This window comes from Lonepinella sp. BR2357 (assembly GCF_051851525.1).
Classification (GTDB): Bacteria; Pseudomonadota; Gammaproteobacteria; order Enterobacterales; family Pasteurellaceae; genus Lonepinella.
On record NZ_JBPDVG010000012.1, the window covers coordinates 1 to 21122 of the forward strand.

Below are 21122 nucleotides of genomic sequence, written 5' to 3' on the forward strand. Positions count from 1 at the left end.
AGACTTCAAGTTTTATTTAATTTTTTAAAACAAGTCAATCAACAAGTGCCCACACAGATTGTCTGATAAATTGTTAAAGAACAAAAAACAACGACGCACGCTAGAAACTTCGATTTTCACAACAGTGCGTCGTTGTGTGGAGCGTATTATAGAGATCTGAAAATCCTTTGCAAGTGTTTTTTATCAATTTCTTTGAAAAAATACTCACTCGAACAGAAAATCAACAATATACGCTTTACTTTATGCTATGGCTTATATTTCATCGCTCTAAAATCCGCACGAAGAAGTTTTTTATTCACTTCTTTCAATGCCAATTCTTTCTCTGTTTCGGTTAATAATTGCACATATTTATTCTTTAATGCGGCAAAAGTTTTCCAAAACATATGCGAAGTCACAAAAAGCCGATTGGATTTGATCAATATATAAGCGTCTGCTGCGCCAATTTCCCGTAATTTAGAAATTGTGTCAATTCCAACTTTCCCCAACAGACGTTCATACTTTAATGACATATTCGGTAAGTGCCGAATTCTCTTTGCTTTTTCTAACGATTCCGCTAATTTTTCCTTTTCAATTTGTTGTAAAGAGATGTGAATCATCTTAACCAATATAGCGCTCTTATCTTCATCAATAAAATAGATGCTAGGGATCAAATAATAATCTCGGATCTTCAGGTTGCTTGATATTGCCTCTCTATCCCATGGAATGGCGCCAATCGCTTGCACTTTTATCGCTAAATCATCCTTTGCTCTTAAATAAAAACCACCTTTCTTATAAATACCAAACATGTGGTCCTCATAAAAAATACCAATACCAGAAAATAATTGCTTTGACTTAACATTACCAAGCAAAGCAACCAGTTTTTCATGTAAGTTAATTGTAGGTATATTTAACATATATCCTTTCCTTATGTTAACTCAATTAATTTAAAACCCCATAAATCCTTATGAGATCACGAATGTGAATTCACACCCTATTAATATCACAGAACTAGGATGATTAATATAACCAATTGAAAAATAAAATTTATTTTTCAAAAATCGCTGTTTGATCACAGTAGTTTTAACAATATTTTGTTATATTGGAAAATTTTATTTGGCTTAATTTGCCCACATTCCATACAGATAGCCCCCAATTGAATGATATAATCAAGACGCTTAATTTCTTGCCTCTATAAATAACTCTCAAATAGCATGTTGCTTTTCAATATTGTAAAAATACTTGATAGGTCTACGATCGCAGTGAAAAGATAATAAGATTTAAGGAAAAAAGAGGTAAAATTAAGATTACAAGAATGGGGTTATGCTCCTACTCTTTCATCGTTTTGGTGAAATAGTAGAAGTACATGAATATTATTGCGTAGACAACGCATCTCTCGCCGAGCGAATAAACCGTTCTAATAACTCCCGTTTCGGATCATCTTCAGGCATTAATTTTAACATCATTGACCAACTGACGATGGCCATTTTGTAATCTTCCTGTTCAAAATAATGAAATGCCAGTAAGCTTAGAGCATCCAAATTTCTGTGATCTTGCCGAATCACTTGTTTTAACAGGGTTTCGCCTTGCTGTTTGTCCGTTTTATCATCGGAAAACATTAAAATCCGAGCATAAGCCAAAGTATAATCCGCATTTTCAGGGGCATGACGTTAACCGAGCGTCCCACACCCACCAAGTTCCCCACATCGGCTTGCCCTAAATGGCACCTGTCACCAAGGACAAAAAGGTCAACTTTGCCCCAATCGGGGCAAGGGCTAAAATCGATAAATGGGCTTGTTTAATTTGCCACACTAAACCAATCAAACCTGCCACCGCCATTGACACATAAATAATCCGAAAACCGTTGCCCTGTTGATAATCCGCTGGTGAAAATGCCAAGCCCCACACCAATCCCACAACAAGGTGAATACTGCCAACCACGGCAAGCCTTTTCCACACAATGCATATTGCTTTCAGGTAGAACACCGCCTTTTGCGTAAGCCCACTGTCAACGCCACGCCAATTGCCCCAAACAGCTTAATACGGGCGTACCAATCAACAAGGTCAATACCAACGCCCACCAGATGTCAGGCTCAAGGGATAATAACAACGCGGCGATTGGCGATAATAAAATCAACGGTAATCCTGTTAATAGCCAATGGGCGATCACTTTCTCTAAGGCGGTCAACGGCAAGGGTTGAGCAATTAACAGCAATTGTTCCAAGGAATCGTCCACAAAATCATCCCGAAACAGCCGTTCAAAAGACAATAACGCCGATAACAACGCTGCCACCCAAGCTACGGCAGGAGCGACTTTGGCTAATAATTTCGGATCCGCCCCCATTGCCAAGGGAAACAGGGTGATCACCATCAGGAAAAACCACAATGGATTGAGAATTTCCGACTGTTTTCGCCACGCCATTTTGATTTCTCGCTGGATAATTTAGGTGAATATCATTGTATTTCTCCCGAAGTGCGGTAACAATCCAACCGCACTTTTTGCAACATTGTGCTTTCCACATCCTGATGGCTAGTCAGAATCACGATTCCCCCTTGCTGGCAATGCTGTTCTAAATGGGTAATCAACATTTTCACACCGTGTTTATCAATGGCATTAAAGGGGTCATCTAAAATCCACAATGGAGCTTTTGACAGCCACAATCTCGCCAAGCCAATACGTTTTTGTTGTCCTGCGGAAAGTTGACTCGCCATAATATCTTCACGTCCTAACAGTTCCACATTTTGCAACGCCTGCCAAAACACATCATCACCTTGCCAACAATGGCTGGCTTGTTGATAAAATTTTAAATTTTCCCACGCCGTTAATTCAGGCTTAATCCCTGACAAATGCCCCAAATACAATAAATCATATTGGTAATCTTCTCGGCATTCAGAAATCTCCGTAAAATTCCACCGCACTTTACCGTGCAATGGACGAGCCAACCCCGTTAAAATCCGCAACAGACTGGTTTTACCTATCCCATTTTTCCCCTCAATCTGCACAAAATCACCTGATTGAAAACGCCAGTTCAGATCCGCCAACAGCAGATTATCGCCCCGTTGGCAAGCAAGGTGTTCAAGTTCAAGGGTGTTGGGCATTGTATAGTCCGTTCGTGATATTAGCCGTTTATTTTTGCCTGCGAATTTTATCACAAGGTCTTGTCTAAAGGGGTAACTCTTTTGGGGGATATTGCTGAGATAGATCAATTTATCGCCAATAAAAAGACGGATTTCACTGTTTTACTGAAATCCGCCTTAAATCAAAACTGAATTAATTATTGAAAAGAATCTTTCAACCGTTCATCAGCTCGGCGAGCTTCGCCTTTGTGTTGCAGTTTATTTAATTGTCTTTCCAATTTTTCTTCCACTTCATTGATGGCTTTATACATATCATCAGAAGTTGCACTGGCAAATAAATTACCATGTGCAGTACCAATGGTTGCCTCCACTGAAAAACCTTGCGGCACTTTGCTTAATACAAAATGCGGATTAATCAACTGGGTTTGCCATTTTTCCAATTTGGTTAATCGGTCTTCAATATGAGCTCGAATGGCTGGTGTGATGTCCATTTGTTTACTTGCAATATTAAGTGTCATAATAATCACCTCTTTTACTTCTTGATGAATGAAAATCTTTCCGCTTATCTACAAGGTAGGTTGTTTAACAACATTTTTCAAGTGCTTTCTCTCAATTTTTACAAGAAATTATTAAAAATGTGATCTTAGTCTCAAAAATGCAGAAAAACAGCGTCCCCGTTAATTTAGCACGAACATTTAATCAACAATTATTTCACCCGACTACCCGCTTTCGCCCCGTTATCCACATCCAACAAGAACAAATCTGCCCCACCTGTACCAGCCGATAAAATCATGCCTTGGGAGATACCGAATTTCATTTTGCGTGGGGCAAGGTTAGCGACCATAATCACTTGGCGACCGATTAAGTCTTGAGGTTGACTATACGCCCCCTTAATACCCGACAACACTTGGCGTTGTTCAAAGCCTAAATCCAATTGGAATTTCAATAATTTATTGCTTTCTGGTACGGCTTCGCAATGTAAAACAGTGGCGACACGTAAGTCAATTTTAGCAAAATCATCAATACTGATTTCAGGTTCTACGGGTTCAAATTCGCTCGAAACTGCGGTGTTTTTCTCCGCACTTTTTGCACTATTTGCAGAATTATTCACCGCCGCATTTTCTGCTTTGGAGGCCTCAATCATTTCATCAATTTGTTTCATATCCAAACGGTTAAATAAGGCTTTGAATGGGGCGATTTGATGTGCCAATAACGGTTGACTCAAATTGTCCCATGTTAATTCCGCTTGCAAGAATTGCTCCGCCCGTTCGGCTAATTTTGGTAGTACGGGTTTTAAATAGCCCATTAGCACACGGAATAATTGAATCCCCATGGAACAGACTTCGTGCAACTCCCGATCTTTGCCCTCTTGTTTGGCGATCACCCACGGGGCTTTGTCGTCCACATATTTATTGGCTTTATCCGCTAATGCCATAATGGCACGAATCGCCTTGCCATATTCACGACTTTCGTAAAATTCGGCAATTTGCTCGGATTGTGCGGTAAATTCGTCAAATAGGCTTTGATCTTCCAATTCTGCTGCTAATTTGCCATCAAAGCGTTTTTGGATAAAGCCCGCATTACGAGACGCCAAATTCACTAATTTATTGACTAAATCGGCGTTCACCCGTTGTACAAAGTCTTCTAAATTTAAGTCTAAATCATCAATACGGCTACTGAGTTTTGCCGCATAGTAATAACGCAAACATTCAGGATCGAGATGTTTTAAATAGGTGGCAGCTTGAATAAAAGTACCACGGGATTTTGACATTTTTTCGCCATTCACCGTCACATAACCATGCACAAAAATATTGCTTGGCTTGCGTAAGTTTGCCCCTTCTAGCATTGCTGGCCAGAAAAGACTGTGGAAATACATAATGTCTTTGCCGATAAAATGGTAAAGTTCCGCTGAACTGTCTTTCTTCCAAAAGGTATCAAAATCAATCTGTTCACGATCACAGAGATTTTTGAACGACGCCATATAGCCAATCGGGGCATCCAACCACACATAGAAATATTTGTTTTCGGTGTTCGGAATTTTAAAGCCAAAATACGGGGCATCACGGGAAATATCCCATTGTTGCAAGCCCGCATCAAACCATTCTTGCATTTTATTTGCCACTTCCGATTGCAATGCCCCTGAGCGGTTCCACTCTTGCAACATTTTTTCGAAACTTGGCAAATCAAAGAAATAATGCTCACTTTCTTTTAACACAGGCGTTGCCCCTGATACGGTGGAACGGGCGTCAATCAATTCCGTTGGGCTATAAGTCGCCGAACAGACTTCGCAGTTATCACCATATTGATCCGGTGCTTTACATTTCGGGCAAGTGCCTTTCACAAAACGGTCGGGCAAGAACATGGCTTTTTCAGGATCGAATAATTGAGAAATCGTGCGGTTTTTAATAAAACCGTTTTCTTTCAATTTGGTGTAGATCATTTCCGACAACACCCGGTTTTCTTCGCTATGCGTGGAATGATAATTATCGAAACTGATATTAAAACCTGAAAAATCTGCATAATGGGCGGTATGCACATCATCGATCAGTTGCTCAGGCGTGATACCCATTTGATCCGCTTTTAACATAATCGGCGTGCCGTGCGCATCATCGGCACAGACAAAATGAATGTCATTGCCCCGCATACGTTGGAAACGCACCCAAATATCCGCTTGGATATGTTCTAACATGTGGCCTAAATGAATGGGGCCATTGGCGTAAGGCAACGCACAGGTAACAAGAATTTGACGTTTTGGTTGAGTAGACATAAAAATACCTTTTAGAAAATTGACTGGCACAGAACACTGTGAAAATTGCGGTGATTTTACCTGATTTGGGGTATTTTATCCAGTTCATCCGCAATAAAACCATTCTTTGCTTAACATCACCTAAATATCGTGGTTAAATAGTCGGGTATTTAAGCGACTTCATTTTAGGAAAGATAATGAATATCCAATTTTCCCCTCATTTTACTGAAAAACAACAAACAGAGTTCATTCAACTGTTTAAACAGTTTACTCACCCAACCTTGCAAAAAGATTTAATTGCCCTAAGTGCGGTGAAAAAAATCGAAAAAATGCAAGATGTGTTGCGGATCGAAATTCAAATGCCTTTTGCTTGGAACACGGCATTTGAGCAGTTAAAAACCACGCTTAGCCAAAATTTGTTAGGCATAGCAGAAGCCCAACAAATGAAATGGCAATTACATTATCAAATTGCCACCTTAAAACGTGCCAATAATCACCCCGCAGTCAAAGGGGTAAAAAACATTATTGCCATTAGTTCTGGCAAAGGCGGGGTAGGAAAATCTACCACGACGGTCAATTTAGCGTTAGCGTTACAAGCGCAAGGCGCAAAGGTGGGGATTTTAGATGCGGATATTTACGGCCCCTCCATTCCGCACATGCTTGGCGTGCCACACAAACGCCCGACTTCACCCGATAACAAACATATGCAACCGATTCAGGCTTATGATTTGCAGACTAACTCTATCGGTTATTTAATGGCGGAGGACAATGCCACCATTTGGCGTGGCCCCATGGCAAGCAGTGCGTTAAATCAACTGCTAAATGAAACCCTGTGGAATGAGCTAGATTATTTGGTAATTGATATGCCTCCAGGCACGGGGGATATTCAACTTACCCTATCACAACAAATCCCCGTCACAGGCGCCGTTGTGGTCACGACACCGCAAGATATTGCATTACTTGACGCAATCAAAGGCATTGCCATGTTTAATAAAGTATCGGTACCCGTGTTAGGAATTGTAGAAAATATGTCTATGCACATTTGCGCAAACTGCGGTCATCATGAGGCCATCTTTGGTACGGGCGGTGCAGAAAAAATTGCGGAAAAATATCAAGTCAATGTGCTAGGGCAATTACCGTTACATATTTGCTTGCGGGAAGATTTAGATAAAGGTACCCCAACTGTGATTGCTGAATCTAACCCTGACATTAAACAAGCCTATTTACAACTTGCTGAGAAAGTTGCTAGTGAATTATATTGGCAAGGCTCGGTTATTCCGGGTGAAATTATGTTTAAAGAAGTAAAATAGACGCTAATCAGTCTGTTGATCAAATAAAAGCTCAACAGACTGATGTTTAGAAAAAATCCTTATCTAAAGGTTAAATATTTTCAACACAAACCCACCTTAAAAGAAAATAAAATCAAGATAAAACACTAAATATTTTCCAATCCATAGATTTTTATATAAACAATATTTTTATACCATTACATTTTTTGATATTTTTTACTAAAAAACCTTTGACAGAATGCGCTAAATCAGTAATATAGACGCTAATTTAACAAATTTTAGGAATTTTATGTTTATCTTTCACGCTCTGCTACTCAACTTACGATTATCACATTCTTTGTGCGGTTAAGTTGTGGACGATAGAAAAATAGCATAAAACACGAATTTACAACCCCGCACTTTGATAAAAAGTTCGGGGTTTTTTATTAAAAAAACATAAAAAATACACCGCACTTTTAAAGTAAAACCCTAACGAAACGATCTAACAAAGAAAAGGACGACATTATGGCAGCAAACAACATTATTATTTTTGATACGACTCTACGTGATGGTGAACAGGCATTAAAAGCAAGTCTTACCGTAAAAGAAAAATTACAAATTGCCCTTGCTTTAGAACGATTAGGGGTGGATGTCATGGAAGTCGGATTTCCTGTTTCATCAGAGGGCGATTTTCTATCAGTACGTACGATTGCGGAAAATATTAAAAACAGCCGTGTTTGTGCCTTATCTCGTGCTGTAGATAAAGATATTGATGCGGCTTATGAAGCCTTGAAAGTGGCTGATGCTTATCGGATTCATACCTTTATTGCCAGTTCAGCGTTACACGTAGAAGCCAAATTAAAACGTTCTTTTGATGATGTGGTGGGTATGGCTGTGGCAGCAGTAAAACGTGCGAGAAATTATACCGATGATGTAGAATTTTCTTGTGAAGATGCGGGACGTACAGGGATTGACAACATCTGTCGCATCGTGGAAGCTGCCATTTCCGCTGGAGCAACCACAGTCAATATTCCTGATACAGTAGGTTTTTGCTTACCAACCCAATATGGTGGCATTATGGCAGATGTGTTAAACCGCGTGCCAAACATTGATAAAGCGATTATCTCCGTGCATTGCCATAACGATTTGGGTATGGCAACCGCCAACTCGTTAACTGCGGTGTTAAATGGGGCAAGACAAATTGAATGTACCATTAATGGTATTGGTGAACGGGCAGGCAATACCGCACTTGAAGAAGTGGTGATGGCGATTAAAACTCGTCAGGATATGTTTAACGGCTTAGATACCCGTATTAATACCCAAGAAATTCACCGTGTCAGCCAAATGGTGAGCCAACTTTGTAATATGCCAATTCAACCGAATAAAGCCATTGTGGGCGATAATGCTTTTGCTCATTCATCGGGTATTCACCAAGACGGTATGTTGAAAAATAAAAATACTTACGAAATTATGTCGCCTGAAAGTATCGGTTTGAAAAAAGAAAAATTGAATTTGACTGCTCGTTCTGGTCGTGCGGCGGTGAAAGGTCACATGGCGGATATGGGTTATACCGAAGCAGATTACGATTTGGACAAATTATATGAGGCTTTCTTAAAATTGGCGGATAAGAAAGGTCAGGTGTTTGATTACGATTTAGAGGCGTTGGCATTTATTGATATGCAACAGGGCGATGAAGATCGTTTAACCTTAGACGTGATTACTTCACAAACGTTAAGTGGTTTACCTGCTTCAGCCTTTGTACAAGTGGCGTTAGACGGTCATCGTATTAATCAAGTTTCTAATGGCGGTAATGGTCCAGTAGATGCGGTGTATAATGCGATTATGCAAATTGTGGGTATGGATTTGAAAATGTCCCATTATAATTTAACCGCCAAAGGTGAGGGAGCGGAAGCACTTGGTCAAGTGGATATTGTGGTGGAATATGAAGGTCGCCGGTTCCATGGGGTCGGTCTTGCCACAGATATTGTGGAATCTTCCGCACTGGCGTTAATTCATGCGATTAATGCTATTTATCGTTCGCAAAAAGTGGCGAATTTGACCAGAAATTTAAAACATTAATCTTGTAGGGGCGTATTGCATACGCCCCAAAACTCAACATATTGATAAAAAATAGGAAATAAACAATGTCAACATACAATGTAGCAGTTTTATCCGGCGACGGTATCGGTCCTGAAATTATGGCAGAAGCCATTAAAGTGTTAGATGTGGTACAACAAAAATACGGTTTTAAATTAAACTATCAGCATTTTAACGTAGGCGGTATTGCCATTGATAAACAAGGTTGTCCATTGCCTGAAAATACCTTACAAGGCTGTGAATCAGCGGATGCGATTTTATTTGGTTCGGTGGGTGGTCCAAAATGGGAAAACTTACCGCCAGATCAACAGCCTGAACGTGGTGCCTTATTGCCGTTACGTAAGCATTTTAAATTATTCAGTAACTTACGCCCCGCCACGCTGTACAAAGGTTTAGAAAAATTCTGTCCATTGCGTGCGGATATTGCCGAAACAGGCTTTGATATGGTAACAGTGCGTGAATTAACTGGCGGGATTTATTTCGGTCAACCTAAAGGTCGTGAGGGCGAGGGCAAAGATGAAAAAGCCTTTGACACCGAAGTGTATCATAAATATGAAATTGAACGCATTGCCAAAGTCGCCTTTGAAACCGCCATGAAGCGTAGTAAACACGTAACTTCAGTGGATAAAGCCAATGTGTTAATCAGCTCAATTTTATGGCGTGAAACGGTGAATGAAGTAGCAAAACAATATCCAGAAGTCAAATTGGATCATATTTATATTGATAACGCCACCATGCAGTTGATTAAACAGCCGTCTTTCTTTGACGTGCTACTCTGCTCTAATATTTTTGGTGATATTATTTCTGATGAATGTGCCATGATCACAGGTTCAATGGGCATGTTGCCGTCTGCTAGCTTAAATGAACAAGGCTTTGGTTTATACGAACCTGCTGGCGGTTCTGCCCCTGATATTGCGGGCAAAGGTATCGCCAACCCGATTGCTCAGATTTTATCGGCAGCGATGATGTTACGTCATAGTTTTAACCAAAACGAAGCCGCCACAGCCATTGAAAGTGCGGTGAAAAAAGTGTTAGCTTTAGGACACCGTACTGCCGATTTAGCAGATGACAGCCAACCTGTTTCTACCAGTGAAATGGGAACGTTGATTGCGAATGCGATTGAATAAATAACAGCCTCTCCCTTTGGGAGAGGACGGAGAAAATCCGCAAGGATTTTCGGGAGGTGAGGGTTAATGATGTTTTACCCTCACCCTAGCCCTCTCCCAGAGGGAGAGGGGATTTTTATGAATTACCTCCAACGAATAACGAATTAAAACCTAACGAGAAATAAAAATGGGAAAAACACTCTACCAAAAATTATTCGATAGCCATGTGGTGTATGAGGCAGACGGCGAAACACCGATTCTGTATATTAACCGCCATTTGATCCATGAAGTCACCAGTCCGCAAGCCTTTGACGGCTTGCGTGTGGCTAATCGTCAAGTTCGCCAAGTCAATAAAACCTTTGGCACCATGGATCACAGTATTTCTACCCAAGTACGTGATGTGAATAAACTTGAAGGTCAAGCCAAAATTCAAGTACTTGAACTGGATAAAAACTGCAAAAATACCGGTATTCAATTATTTGATATGAATACCAAACAACAAGGGATCGTGCATGTTATGGGGCCTGAACAAGGCTTAACTTTACCCGGTATGACCATTGTTTGCGGTGATTCGCATACCGCTACTCACGGTGCATTTGGTGCTTTAGCATTTGGGATCGGGACATCTGAAGTCGAACATGTACTTGCCACCCAAACCCTAAAACAAGCACGTGCCAAAAGTATGAAAATTGAAGTGCGTGGCAAAGTCAACCCAGGGATTACGGCGAAAGATATTGTGTTAGCCATTATTGGCAAAACCACCATGGCAGGCGGAACAGGTTATGTAGTCGAATTCTGTGGTGAGGCCATTCGTGATCTTTCCATGGAAGGGCGTATGACCGTCTGCAATATGGCGATTGAATTAGGTGCCAAAGCAGGACTTGTTGCACCCGATGAAACCACCTTTGCTTATTTAAAAGATCGCCAACACGCACCGAAAGGCAAAGATTGGGACGACGCCGTTGCCTATTGGAAAACCTTAAAAACCGATGATGATGCCGAATTTGATGCGGTAGTCACCTTAGAGGCGAAAGATATTGCACCACAAGTGACTTGGGGAACCAACCCAGGGCAAGTGATTGGTATTGATCAACGGGTGCCAAATCCTGAAGAAATGGCGGATCCAGTGGCTCGAGCGTCAGCAGAAAAAGCCTTAAACTACATTGGATTAGACGCTAATACCGATTTAACTAAAGTAGAAGTGGATCAAGTCTTTATCGGATCTTGCACGAACTCACGTATTGAAGATTTACGTGCGGCAGCGGCGGTGATGAAAGGTCGTAAAAAAGCGGATAATGTCAAACGTGTATTAGTCGTACCGGGTTCGGGTTTAGTCAAAGAACAGGCGGAAAAAGAGGGATTAGACAAAATCTTTATTGCCGCTGGTGCAGAATGGCGTAACCCTGGTTGCTCCATGTGTTTAGGTATGAATGATGACCGTTTAGGTGAATGGGAACGTTGTGCATCTACATCTAACCGTAACTTTGAAGGTCGTCAAGGTCGAAACGGTCGTACCCACTTAGTTAGCCCTGCTATGGCGGCGGCGGCGGCGGTGTTTGGTAAATTCGTTGATATTCGTAATGTCGCACTAAACTAAGCCAATAAGGAGCAAAACATGGCAGGATTTAAACAACTTTCTGGTCTCGTTGTGCCACTTGATGCGGCGAACGTAGATACGGATGCAATTATTCCAAAACAATTTTTACAAGCCATTACTCGTGTTGGGTTTGGTAAACATTTATTTCATGAATGGCGTTATTTAGACGCTGACGGAACCCAAGCCAACCCTGAATTTGTATTGAACTATCCACAATATCAAGGTGCCACCATTCTACTGGCACGCAAAAATTTAGGTTGTGGATCTTCACGTGAACACGCCCCATGGGCATTAGCAGATTATGGTTTCAAAGCGATGATCGCCCCGAGCTTTGCGGATATTTTCTATAACAACAGCTTAAATAATCACATGCTACCCGTGCGTTTAAGCGAAGAGGAAGTCGAAGAAATTTTTCAATGGGTCTGGGCGAATACAGGCAAAGAAATTCAAATTGATCTGGAAGCTATGACCGTGACCACAGGCGATAAAGTCTATCATTTTGAACTGGACGAATTTCGCCGTCATTGTTTATTAAATGGCTTAGATAATATCGGGTTAACCTTGCAACACGAAGACAAAATTGCGGAATACGAAAGTAAAATTCCCGCATTTTTACGTTAAAAATAACAAAAAAAACACCGCAGTTTAATGGAAAAATCCAAAAACTGCGGTGTTTTTTCAGGTAATTTTCTGATTAACACTAGCCTTTTTCCCCATAAAGTTTTATACTACTTTTCTAGTATCAACTCGGACTAGAACAGTATGTTATTAATGAAAAATCAGCGAATTTTTTATAACATTCCCACCCTATTTATCAATACATGCTCATTGATAAGCGGTTTATTTTCTATTAATACGCATTTCCTATCCGCTCACTTCACATCTATCATTATGGAATCCTTATGAAAAATCATGTTCGTAGCTTTAAAACCTATATAAGAGATGAAATTATCAAAAAAGGCGGTTGGGTCAACGCCCATGCTCATGCCGACCGTGCTTTTACCATGACACCGGAAAAAATCAGTATTTATCATAACTGTAATCTGCAACAAAAATGGGATCTGGTGGATGAAGTAAAACGCACCTCCACGGTGGAACATTATTATGCACGTTTTAGTCAAGCTATTGAGCTGATGATTTCGCAAGGGGTTACGGCGTTTGGCACATTCGTGGATATTGATCCTGTCTGTGAAGATCGGGCGATTATTGCGGCACATAAAGCTCGAGAAGTGTATAAAAGCGACATTGTGTTGAAATTTGCCAACCAAACCTTAAAAGGGGTGATTGAGCCAACCGCAAGAAAATGGTTTGATATTGGTTCAGACATGGTGGATATGATCGGTGGCTTACCCTATCGTGATGAATTAGATTATGGTCGTGGTTTAGAGGCCATGGATATTTTACTGGATAAAGCCAAATCGCTGGGGATTATGTGTCATGTTCACGTGGATCAATTTAATACCCCCAAAGAAAAAGAAACCGAGCAACTTTGTGATAAAACCATTGAGCATGGTATGCAAGGACGTGTCGTCGCCATTCATGGGATTTCGATTGGCGCCCACTCCAAAACTTACCGCTACAATTTGTATAAAAAAATGCGTGAGGCACAAATGATGATGATCGCTTGTCCGATGGCATGGATTGATAGTAACCGCAAAGAAGAATTGATGCCATTCCATAACGCCTTAACGCCCGCTGATGAAATGATCCCTGAGGGTATCACAGTCGCCATTGGTACGGATAATATTTGTGATTATATGGTGCCATTATGTGAGGGAGATATGTGGCAGGAACTTAGCTTGTTAGCTGCAGGCTGCCGTTTCCCAAATTTAGAAGAAATGGTCAATATTGCCAGTATTAATGGGCGTAAAGTATTAGGTTTAGATCCGATTAAATAATCGCCGTTTATCCTTTTTATTCAGGGGATCTTTTTCATAAAATCCCCTGAATTTTTTTCTTTTTCGCAGTAAAATAATCTTATCATTTCATTTAACCAAGATCAGGATGACATCATGTTGTGGATTAGTTTTGCCTTATTCATTGGGGCAGGCATTGCATTACAAACGGCGATCAATGCCAAATTACGCCTTGCCGTAGGATCGCCTTTTATTGCCTCTAATATTTCTTTTTTAGTGGGTACCCTTTGCTTGTTTTGTTTTGGCTTGCTGAGTGCTCAATCTTTTCTCGTTGATACCCAAACCCTCGCCGATACGCCCCTTTGGATGTGGCTTGGTGGTTTTTTAGGCACCATTGCGTTGACCACCAATATTTTGCTATTTCCTCATTTAGGCGGTGTGCAAACGGTAATTATGGTGATTCTCGGGCAAGTGTCCATGGGCCTGATTATCGATCACTTTGGTTTATTTCATACCCCACAATACGCCTTTAGTTTAAGCCGTTTATTGGGGGCAATTTTATTGTTAAGCGGTATTTTTCTGGTCGTGCGTCGCCCTAAAATATCTCACACACCGCAGATGACGTCCTCCCTTTGGTTATGGCGAATTATCGGGATTGTGGCAGGTGGCATGGGCGCTATGCAAACCGCTATCAATGGTGCCTTAGGCCATGAATTACATTCACCATTACTCTCTGCCCTGATCTCTTTTGCAGTGGGAACCCTCTGTTTATTCCTGTTTATTAACGCACAACGTCAACCTATTTTGCCTGCCTTACATCAAGCGGCAAAAGCCAAACTCCCTATTTGGGTGTGGTTTGGCGGTTCACTAGGGGCATTGTTTGTGTTTGGTAACGTGTTGTTAGTGCCAGAATTGGGCACCGGTCAAACGGTGATCTTTGCCTTAGCCGGTATGATTATTGGTAGCCAATGTATTGACCACTTCGGTATATTAGGCGCAGTGAAAAAGCCATTACAGCTTATACAATTTATTGGATTAGCGCTGTTACTCACTGGCATTGCCATTATTCGATTATATTAAAAAAAATCACCGCACTTTATTGAATGTGGGTAAACCAACTAAAAAAGTGCGGTGTTTTTAGACGGATTTTATAAACAATAAGCTGTTGGCTTATTGCGTTACGACACCAGCATCATCTTTCTTATCCCAAAACTTCATCCAAGATGGAATACTCAAAAACGGTTCATCTGGTTTCTTCGCTTGCTGAATTTGTTTGCCCTCATTGGCTTTCACCAATGTTGCAGCTTGCTGTTCAAGCTGTGTTAATCCCAATTCGTGATAGGCATTTTGCATTAATGGCAAGGCCTCTAAAGTGGATTGGGTATCTGGGTAGGTTTTCAACATTCCCGTTACACGGTTGGCCACGGCCACCCAAGCCTTGCGTTCGGTGTAGAATCGGGCAATTTCTAATTCGTGACGAGCCAGATGATCTTTAATATAGGCCATACGTGCTAAGGCATCCGGTGTGTATGGACTGTTTGGGAAATGCGTGACCAAGGTTTGGAAGTTACTAAAGGCCGTTTTCATGGAGGTGCTTTCACGGGTGGCACGGTCGATACCAAAGAAATCTTGCATAAAGTTATCGCCCATGGAAGTATTGGTTAAACCCACCATATATAAGGCGTAATCCACATGTTGGCTGTTTGGGAATGTACGCAAGAAACTGTCAGCGGTGGTAATGGCTTTGGTGTAATCTTGGGTTTTATAGGCGGCATAAATAATATTGAGTTTCGCTTGTTCGCTATAAGTGCTACCGGGGAAACGAGTATCTAACGCATCAAAATAGCGCATTGCATCGCTATAGCTCCCCTCTTGAGTATGGGTTTGTGCTATATTAAATAACTCTTGTTCGGAGGCTTGTTCCACCGCTTTGTTGCTGGAACAGGCTGAAATGGCTAACGCCGTTAATGCAATAAGTGTGAGCGATTTTAATTTACGCATAGCCTATTAATCCTTTTCTATGTAAAAATGTCATCTTAAGGTACAATATCTGTTATCTCCGTCATATTCTATCTGACATTACAAAATAATTCACGGAATTTTATTCTTTATGGCACAAAATACCAAACAAATTACGCTCTCGGCAGAAGTGCAGCCCGAGCAAATGGGACAACGTTTAGACCAAACCTTGGCGGAATTGTTCCCCGATTATTCACGTTCACGCTTAAAAACTTGGATTGAGGCCGATTTAGTGCGTGTCAATGGCCAGTTATTAAATGTGCCACGACATAAGTTGTTAGGCGGTGAGCAAGTTGAAATTTGTGTGGAAGTGGAAGATGAAACCCATTATACGCCAGAAAATTTGCCGTTAGATATTGTATATGAAGATGATGATATTTTGGTGATCAATAAGCCAAAAGATTTTGTGGTTCACCCTGGGGCGGGCAATCCAAATGGTACGGTGTTAAATGCACTACTCTATCATTATCCAGCTATTGCGGAAGTGCCACGGGCAGGCATTGTTCACCGTTTGGATAAAGATACCACAGGGCTTATGGTGGTGGCCAAAACCATTCCCGCCCAAACTCAGTTGGTACGGGATTTGCAGAAACGTAAAATTACCCGAGAATATGAGGCGGTGGCCTTTGGGGTGATGACCAAAGGGGGAAAAGTGGATCAACCTATGGCTCGCCATGCCACCAAACGCACGTTAATGGCCGTTCACCCCATGGGCAAACCGGCGGTGACCCATTATCGGATTATGGAGCATTTTCGCAATTACACTCGTTTACGCTTGCGCTTAGAAACCGGTCGCACCCATCAAATTCGGGTGCATATGGCGCATATTGCTCACCCGTTATTAGGCGATCAAACCTATGGCGGTCGCCCTCGTCCACCGAAAAATGCTACGGAAGCATTTAGTGCGGTATTGCGCCATTTTCAGCGTCAAGCCTTGCATGCGGTGATGTTACGCTTAGAACATCCGATCACCCGTGAAACCATGGAATGGCACGCACCGTTGCCAGAGGATTTTGTGGAATTGATCAATGCCCTGAAAGCGGATTATCAGTTGCATAAAGATGAATTGGATTATTAATCATGACGCAAAAAATCTCACCAAAAATCACCGCACTTTCGCCAGATTGGGACACACCTCATGGCGTGAAAGCCTTTAGCACCACTCGTCAAGGCGGTGTGAGTTTACCACCTTATGACAGCTTTAATCTCGGCGATCATGTGGGAGACGATAAAACTGCGGTGCAAAATAATCGACTTTTATTAACCGAGCAGTTAGGCCTGCCACAGTTTCCGCTGTTTTTAACGCAAACCCATAGCACAAGGGTGATTCAGTTGCCTTATGCGGGTGACGATATCAAGGCGGATGCGGTATATACCCGAGAAAAAAATCAAGTATGCTTGGTCATGACCGCAGATTGCTTGCCGGTGTTATTTTGCACCCGACAAGGTGACGAAGTGGCCGCCGCCCATGCGGGTTGGCGAGGCTTATGTGACGGGATTTTGGAACAAACAATCAGCTATTTTCAAGCGTCGCCAACGGAGATGATGGCTTGGTTCGCCCCCGCCATAGGCCCAACCGCCTTTCAGGTGGGGCAAGAAGTGGTGGAGCAATTTGTGGCACAGGATCCTAATGCCTTATCAGCGTTTACTCCTGATCCCGTGAATAATGGGAAATATTATGGCAATCTGTATCAATTAGCCACACAACGCTTACAGAAATTAGGTATCACGCACATTTATGGCGGTGAATATTGTACGTATCGGCAAGCGGAGGATTTTTTCTCTTATCGCCGTGACGGTCAAACAGGACGAATGGCCAGTTTGATTTGGTTTGAATAAAAAAATCATAAAGTGCGGTTGAATTTTTGCCAGAAATCACCATCTAATCAAAAAATCACCGCACTTTTGGTACGCTTTATTAAGGAAAACATATCACAATGAATTTTATCGGTAAACTGTTAGGTTTTTTGATTGGTTATAGATTAGCTGGCGTGTTCGGCGGGATTGCCGGTGCCGTGGTAGGCCATTGGGCAGAGAAAAAATTATATGAATTAGGCACCGTGAGTTCATCTTTTTTTGGTAAGAAAATCACTCGCCAAGCCTTATTTATGCAAACCACCTTTGCGGTGATGGGGCATTTAAGCAAATCCAAAGGCCAAGTCACGCAAGAAGATATTCAGTTAGCCACCAACGTGATGGGGCAATTACAACTTGATGAGGCCAACCGCAAACTGGCTCAACAAGCCTTTAATCGAGGTAAAGAAGCTGATTTTCCATTACGTCAGGTGATCCGTGAATTTCGCTTAGGTTGTGGTCAACGGGCAGATCTCTTGCGGATGTTCCTCAGCATTCAAGTGCAAACCGCTTTCGCTGACGACGAATTACACCAAAATGAAAAAGAAGTATTGCGCATTGTAGCGGAAGAGCTGGGCTTGTCCTCCATGCAGTTTGAGCAAATGATAATGATGGAATTGGCCCGTCGCCAGTTCTCCAATGGTGGTTTCTATCAACAAGCCTATCAGCGATATCAACAACAGCAACAACAATATCAGGGTGGCTATCAACAACAAGGCAGTTACCAACGAGGAAATTACGGCTATCAATCTGGCCCAACAGTGGAAGATGCCTATAAAGTACTCGGGGTCAACGCCTCTGACGATCAACAAACCATTAAACGTGCCTATCGCCGTTTAATGAACGAAAATCACCCCGATAAATTGGTGTCAAAAGGGTTACCAAAAGAAATGCTTGAAATGGCCAAAGAAAAAGCACAACAAATTCAAGCCGCTTATGATTTGATTTGTAAGGCGAAAGGCTGGAAGTAAGGCTTTTTCATTTGCGTGTTATTTTAGCCCCAATGCAAGGCGTACTGGATCCTTTTGTACGCCAATTACTCACTGAAATTAATGAGTATGATCTGTGCATTTCTGAATTTGTGCGGGTCGTTGATCAGTTATTACCTAGCAAAGTATTTTATCGTCTTGCCCCCGAATTGTCTCATCAGGGATATACGCCATCAGGCACACCCGTGCGGGTGCAATTACTCGGTCAACACCCACAATGGTTAGCCGAAAATGCCAATCGGGCCATAGAATTAGGCTCTCATGGCATTGATTTAAATTGTGGTTGCCCGTCAAAAACCGTTAATGGTAGCCATGGTGGCGCCAGTTTGCTGAAAAATCCGGAATTGATTTATCAAGCGACGCTTGCCTTACGCCAAGCTGTACCATGCCATTTGCCTGTCAGCGTAAAAGTGCGGTTAGGTTGGGACGATATTTCTCAAGCCCTAGAAATTGCAGAGGCGGTACAACAAGGGGGCGCCACGGAAATCACCATTCATGGCCGCACCAAAGCGGATGGCTACCGTGCCGATCGGATTAATTGGCAAAAAATCGGTGAAGTTCGGGCAAAATTGCGTATTCCCGTGATTGCCAATGGTGAAATTTGGCGTTATCAAGACGCTCAACGTTGTCTTGCCATTACCGGTTGTCAAGATGTCATGATTGGGCGTGGAGCGTTAACTATTCCAAATTTAAGTTTAGTACTAAAACATAATCAAGCCAAATTAGGCTGGCAAGAAATCATGTCAATGTTGCAAAAATATGCCCAAACAGAAAACCAATATGACACAGGTTTCTATCATATGGCACGAATTAAACAATGGTTGCAATATTTGAAAAAAGAATACCCCGAAGCCAACCCATGTTTTGAGCAAATCAAAACCTGCCAAAGTGCGGTGGATTTACGCCAGAATTTGAACAAATAACAACCAAATCAAAGAAATATTGATTAAAAAGCAAGCGATTAACAACCAGGGTTGGAACAAACGTTTATAATGCCTGTCTTATTAAACTGGCTACGGTCAATTAGCATTTCTACATTTTATAGGATTATTTTTAATGAACAAATTTACAAAACTCAGCGCGGTATCATTACTCGCCTTATTATTAACCGCTTGTGATAAACCAGCAGAAAAAGCGCCTGAAGCATCTCAACCACAGATTAGCTCTCAACAAAATACTCAAAACAAGCAAGTCACCATCACCGTTGATCAACAAAATATTGCAGAATTTAAAGCATTATTAAATTGGGATGCTCAACTCGTTAGCTTATTCGCTGAACCACAAGAAGCGTTAAACACAGCAAAAGAAAGCAAAGATCCAAACAAAATCAATGCTGCTCTTAAACAATTAGGCGACAAAGTAGCCGAATCTTTAACTAACGTAGATAAACTTGATATCAAAAATGAGCAAGTTAAATTTATTAAAGAAAAATTTAAAGAAAATTTAGTCATTTCGCTAGATTTCGTCAATAGTACTGTTGGTTTATTGGCTCAAGGCAAAGCACCATCAGAAGATGACAAAAAAGCATTAAATGCAAAATATCAACGATTGGCAGCAAATTCCCAAGAAGTACAACAAATTCGTGAAAAATTAACCCAAATTCTTGCACCAAAACCAGCCCAGCCTGCGCAAGAACAACCGGCACAAAAATAGTCGTGATTCATTCAATTCAAAAAGTCAGATCAATGGATCTGACTTTTTTGTTTTTACGCCAACAAGCGCTAACTGAATAACATCATTGACTGCGCCCAGATTTGCCGCTCAATTTGTTCTGGCGATTCTTGCCGAAGCGCACAAAGTGCGGTAAAAATGGATAAAATTCTTTCTGGACGATTCGGTTGGCCTTGATACCCAAACACGGGCATATCAGGGCTGTCAGTTTCTAATAACAACGCATCAAGGGGCAATTTGGCAATCGTTTGGCGAGTTTTGTTGGCTCGGGCATAGGTAATCGTACCGCCCACACCGATTTTATAACCGAGATCCACAAAGCGCTTGGCTTGCGTGTAACTGCCCGCAAAGCCATGAATCACCCCGCACTTTGGCAGTTGAATACGTTTCAAAAAAGAGAAAAGTTGATCATGTGCTTTGCGACTGTGTAAATTCACCGGTAACTGATACTGCTTAGCAAGCTGTAATTGTGCCTCTAAAAAATCGCATTGCTTACGCCATAAGGGATCCTCAATTAATTCTGGCACGGCTCGCTCTAACCCAATTTCCGCCACGGCCGTTAAGTTTTTTGCTGGTTGGCTAAGTTGCTGATGTAATAAATCTAAATCAACATGCTGATGTTGTTGAATATATAAGGGATGTAACCCTAAACCATAATAAAGGTTATCAGGAAAAAGTGAGGTAATTTTTTCAAGAGTTTCGAAATTCTGTTGTGATACTGCCACCATCAGGATTTTTTGCACGCCCGCCTGTTGCGCATTCTTCACCAACTGCGATAATGTTTCGCCGGTGTCTTGCTGCAAATAATCAAGGTGAGTGTGGGTGTCAAAAAACATCGTTTACAAAATCCCCAAAATAACGGGCG

General features: G+C 41.6%; 18 protein-coding genes and 3 pseudogenes. 12 read left to right on the top strand and 9 right to left on the bottom strand.

The features are described from left to right. Positions 1 to 245: 245 nt before the first annotated feature. The 7 genes and pseudogenes from ACTG7L_RS08835 to metG form a co-directional block, all read right to left on the bottom strand. The gene (locus ACTG7L_RS08835) at positions 246 to 893 is read right to left on the bottom strand and encodes a TfoX/Sxy family DNA transformation protein (RefSeq protein ID WP_439328226.1); all 648 of its coding nucleotides are present in this window, start codon (positions 891 to 893) and stop codon (positions 246 to 248) included. 456 nt (positions 894 to 1349) lie between these two features. Then, positions 1350 to 1637 (bottom strand): annotated as a pseudogene (locus tag ACTG7L_RS08840) (tetratricopeptide repeat protein); the annotation flags it as partial. A gap of 58 nt (positions 1638 to 1695) precedes the next feature. Continuing rightward, a pseudogene (locus ACTG7L_RS08845) lies at positions 1696 to 1937 on the bottom strand (heme ABC transporter permease); the annotation flags it as partial. Positions 1938 to 1967: 30 nt separating this feature from the next. Next, positions 1968 to 2398 (bottom strand): annotated as a pseudogene (gene ccmB / locus ACTG7L_RS08850) (heme exporter protein CcmB); the annotation flags it as partial. 32 nt (positions 2399 to 2430) lie between these two features. Beyond that, on the bottom strand, positions 2431 to 3075 hold the full coding sequence (gene ccmA, locus ACTG7L_RS08855; RefSeq protein ID WP_439328227.1) for a cytochrome c biogenesis heme-transporting ATPase CcmA: 645 nt from the start codon (positions 3073 to 3075) through the stop codon (positions 2431 to 2433). A 176-nt stretch (positions 3076 to 3251) separates the two neighbouring features. Continuing rightward, the gene (gene raiA, locus ACTG7L_RS08860; RefSeq protein ID WP_439242885.1) at positions 3252 to 3572 is read right to left on the bottom strand and encodes a ribosome-associated translation inhibitor RaiA; all 321 of its coding nucleotides are present in this window, start codon (positions 3570 to 3572) and stop codon (positions 3252 to 3254) included. Positions 3573 to 3760: 188 nt separating this feature from the next. Continuing rightward, the gene (metG, locus tag ACTG7L_RS08865; protein ID WP_439328228.1) at positions 3761 to 5821 is read right to left on the bottom strand and encodes a methionine--tRNA ligase; all 2061 of its coding nucleotides are present in this window, start codon (positions 5819 to 5821) and stop codon (positions 3761 to 3763) included. 176 nt (positions 5822 to 5997) lie between these two features. Between metG and apbC the strand changes: the two genes are divergently transcribed. The 7 genes from apbC (at position 5998) to ACTG7L_RS08900 (ending at position 14804) form a co-directional block, all read left to right on the top strand. Next, positions 5998 to 7110, top strand: a complete 1113-nt coding sequence (apbC, locus tag ACTG7L_RS08870) for an iron-sulfur cluster carrier protein ApbC (RefSeq protein ID WP_439328229.1) — start codon at positions 5998 to 6000, stop codon at positions 7108 to 7110. Between the two features lie 483 nt (positions 7111 to 7593). After that, a complete protein-coding gene (leuA, locus tag ACTG7L_RS08875; protein WP_439242891.1) occupies positions 7594 to 9147 on the top strand; it encodes a 2-isopropylmalate synthase in 1554 nt (517 codons plus the stop codon). A gap of 65 nt (positions 9148 to 9212) precedes the next feature. Further along, the gene (gene leuB / locus ACTG7L_RS08880; protein ID WP_439328230.1) at positions 9213 to 10292 is read left to right on the top strand and encodes a 3-isopropylmalate dehydrogenase; all 1080 of its coding nucleotides are present in this window, start codon (positions 9213 to 9215) and stop codon (positions 10290 to 10292) included. Between the two features lie 166 nt (positions 10293 to 10458). Further along, entirely contained in the window at positions 10459 to 11868 is a 1410-nt protein-coding gene (leuC, locus tag ACTG7L_RS08885; protein ID WP_439328231.1) for a 3-isopropylmalate dehydratase large subunit, read from the top strand. Positions 11869 to 11886: 18 nt separating this feature from the next. Beyond that, on the top strand, positions 11887 to 12489 hold the full coding sequence (leuD, locus tag ACTG7L_RS08890) for a 3-isopropylmalate dehydratase small subunit (RefSeq protein WP_439328232.1): 603 nt from the start codon (positions 11887 to 11889) through the stop codon (positions 12487 to 12489). 281 nt (positions 12490 to 12770) lie between these two features. Then, on the top strand, positions 12771 to 13766 hold the full coding sequence (locus ACTG7L_RS08895; RefSeq protein WP_439328233.1) for an amidohydrolase family protein: 996 nt from the start codon (positions 12771 to 12773) through the stop codon (positions 13764 to 13766). A 114-nt stretch (positions 13767 to 13880) separates the two neighbouring features. After that, positions 13881 to 14804, top strand: a complete 924-nt coding sequence (locus tag ACTG7L_RS08900) for a DMT family transporter (protein ID WP_439328234.1) — start codon at positions 13881 to 13883, stop codon at positions 14802 to 14804. A gap of 90 nt (positions 14805 to 14894) precedes the next feature. Here the strand turns inward: ACTG7L_RS08900 and ACTG7L_RS08905 are convergent, their stop codons facing one another. Continuing rightward, positions 14895 to 15725 carry an outer membrane protein assembly factor BamD gene (locus ACTG7L_RS08905; protein ID WP_439328235.1) on the bottom strand — a complete coding sequence of 277 codons (831 nt, stop codon included), beginning with the start codon at positions 15723 to 15725 and terminating at the stop codon, positions 14895 to 14897. Between the two features lie 109 nt (positions 15726 to 15834). On the opposite strand from ACTG7L_RS08905, the gene rluD reads away from it, so the two are divergent. From rluD to ACTG7L_RS08930, 5 genes are all read left to right on the top strand, one after another. Further along, a complete protein-coding gene (gene rluD / locus ACTG7L_RS08910; protein ID WP_439328236.1) occupies positions 15835 to 16821 on the top strand; it encodes a 23S rRNA pseudouridine(1911/1915/1917) synthase RluD in 987 nt (328 codons plus the stop codon). A 2-nt stretch (positions 16822 to 16823) separates the two neighbouring features. Then, a complete protein-coding gene (pgeF, locus tag ACTG7L_RS08915; RefSeq protein ID WP_439328237.1) occupies positions 16824 to 17582 on the top strand; it encodes a peptidoglycan editing factor PgeF in 759 nt (252 codons plus the stop codon). A gap of 98 nt (positions 17583 to 17680) precedes the next feature. Next, entirely contained in the window at positions 17681 to 18568 is an 888-nt protein-coding gene (djlA, locus tag ACTG7L_RS08920) for a co-chaperone DjlA (RefSeq protein WP_439328238.1), read from the top strand. Between the two features lie 11 nt (positions 18569 to 18579). Then, on the top strand, positions 18580 to 19509 hold the full coding sequence (gene dusC / locus ACTG7L_RS08925; RefSeq protein ID WP_439328239.1) for a tRNA dihydrouridine(16) synthase DusC: 930 nt from the start codon (positions 18580 to 18582) through the stop codon (positions 19507 to 19509). Positions 19510 to 19642: 133 nt separating this feature from the next. After that, the gene (locus ACTG7L_RS08930) at positions 19643 to 20239 is read left to right on the top strand and encodes a hypothetical protein (protein ID WP_439328240.1); all 597 of its coding nucleotides are present in this window, start codon (positions 19643 to 19645) and stop codon (positions 20237 to 20239) included. 68 nt (positions 20240 to 20307) lie between these two features. On the opposite strand, the gene ACTG7L_RS08935 is transcribed toward ACTG7L_RS08930, so the two are convergent. Then, the gene (locus ACTG7L_RS08935) at positions 20308 to 21093 is read right to left on the bottom strand and encodes a TatD family hydrolase (RefSeq protein WP_439328241.1); all 786 of its coding nucleotides are present in this window, start codon (positions 21091 to 21093) and stop codon (positions 20308 to 20310) included. Positions 21094 to 21122 lie beyond the last annotated feature (29 nt).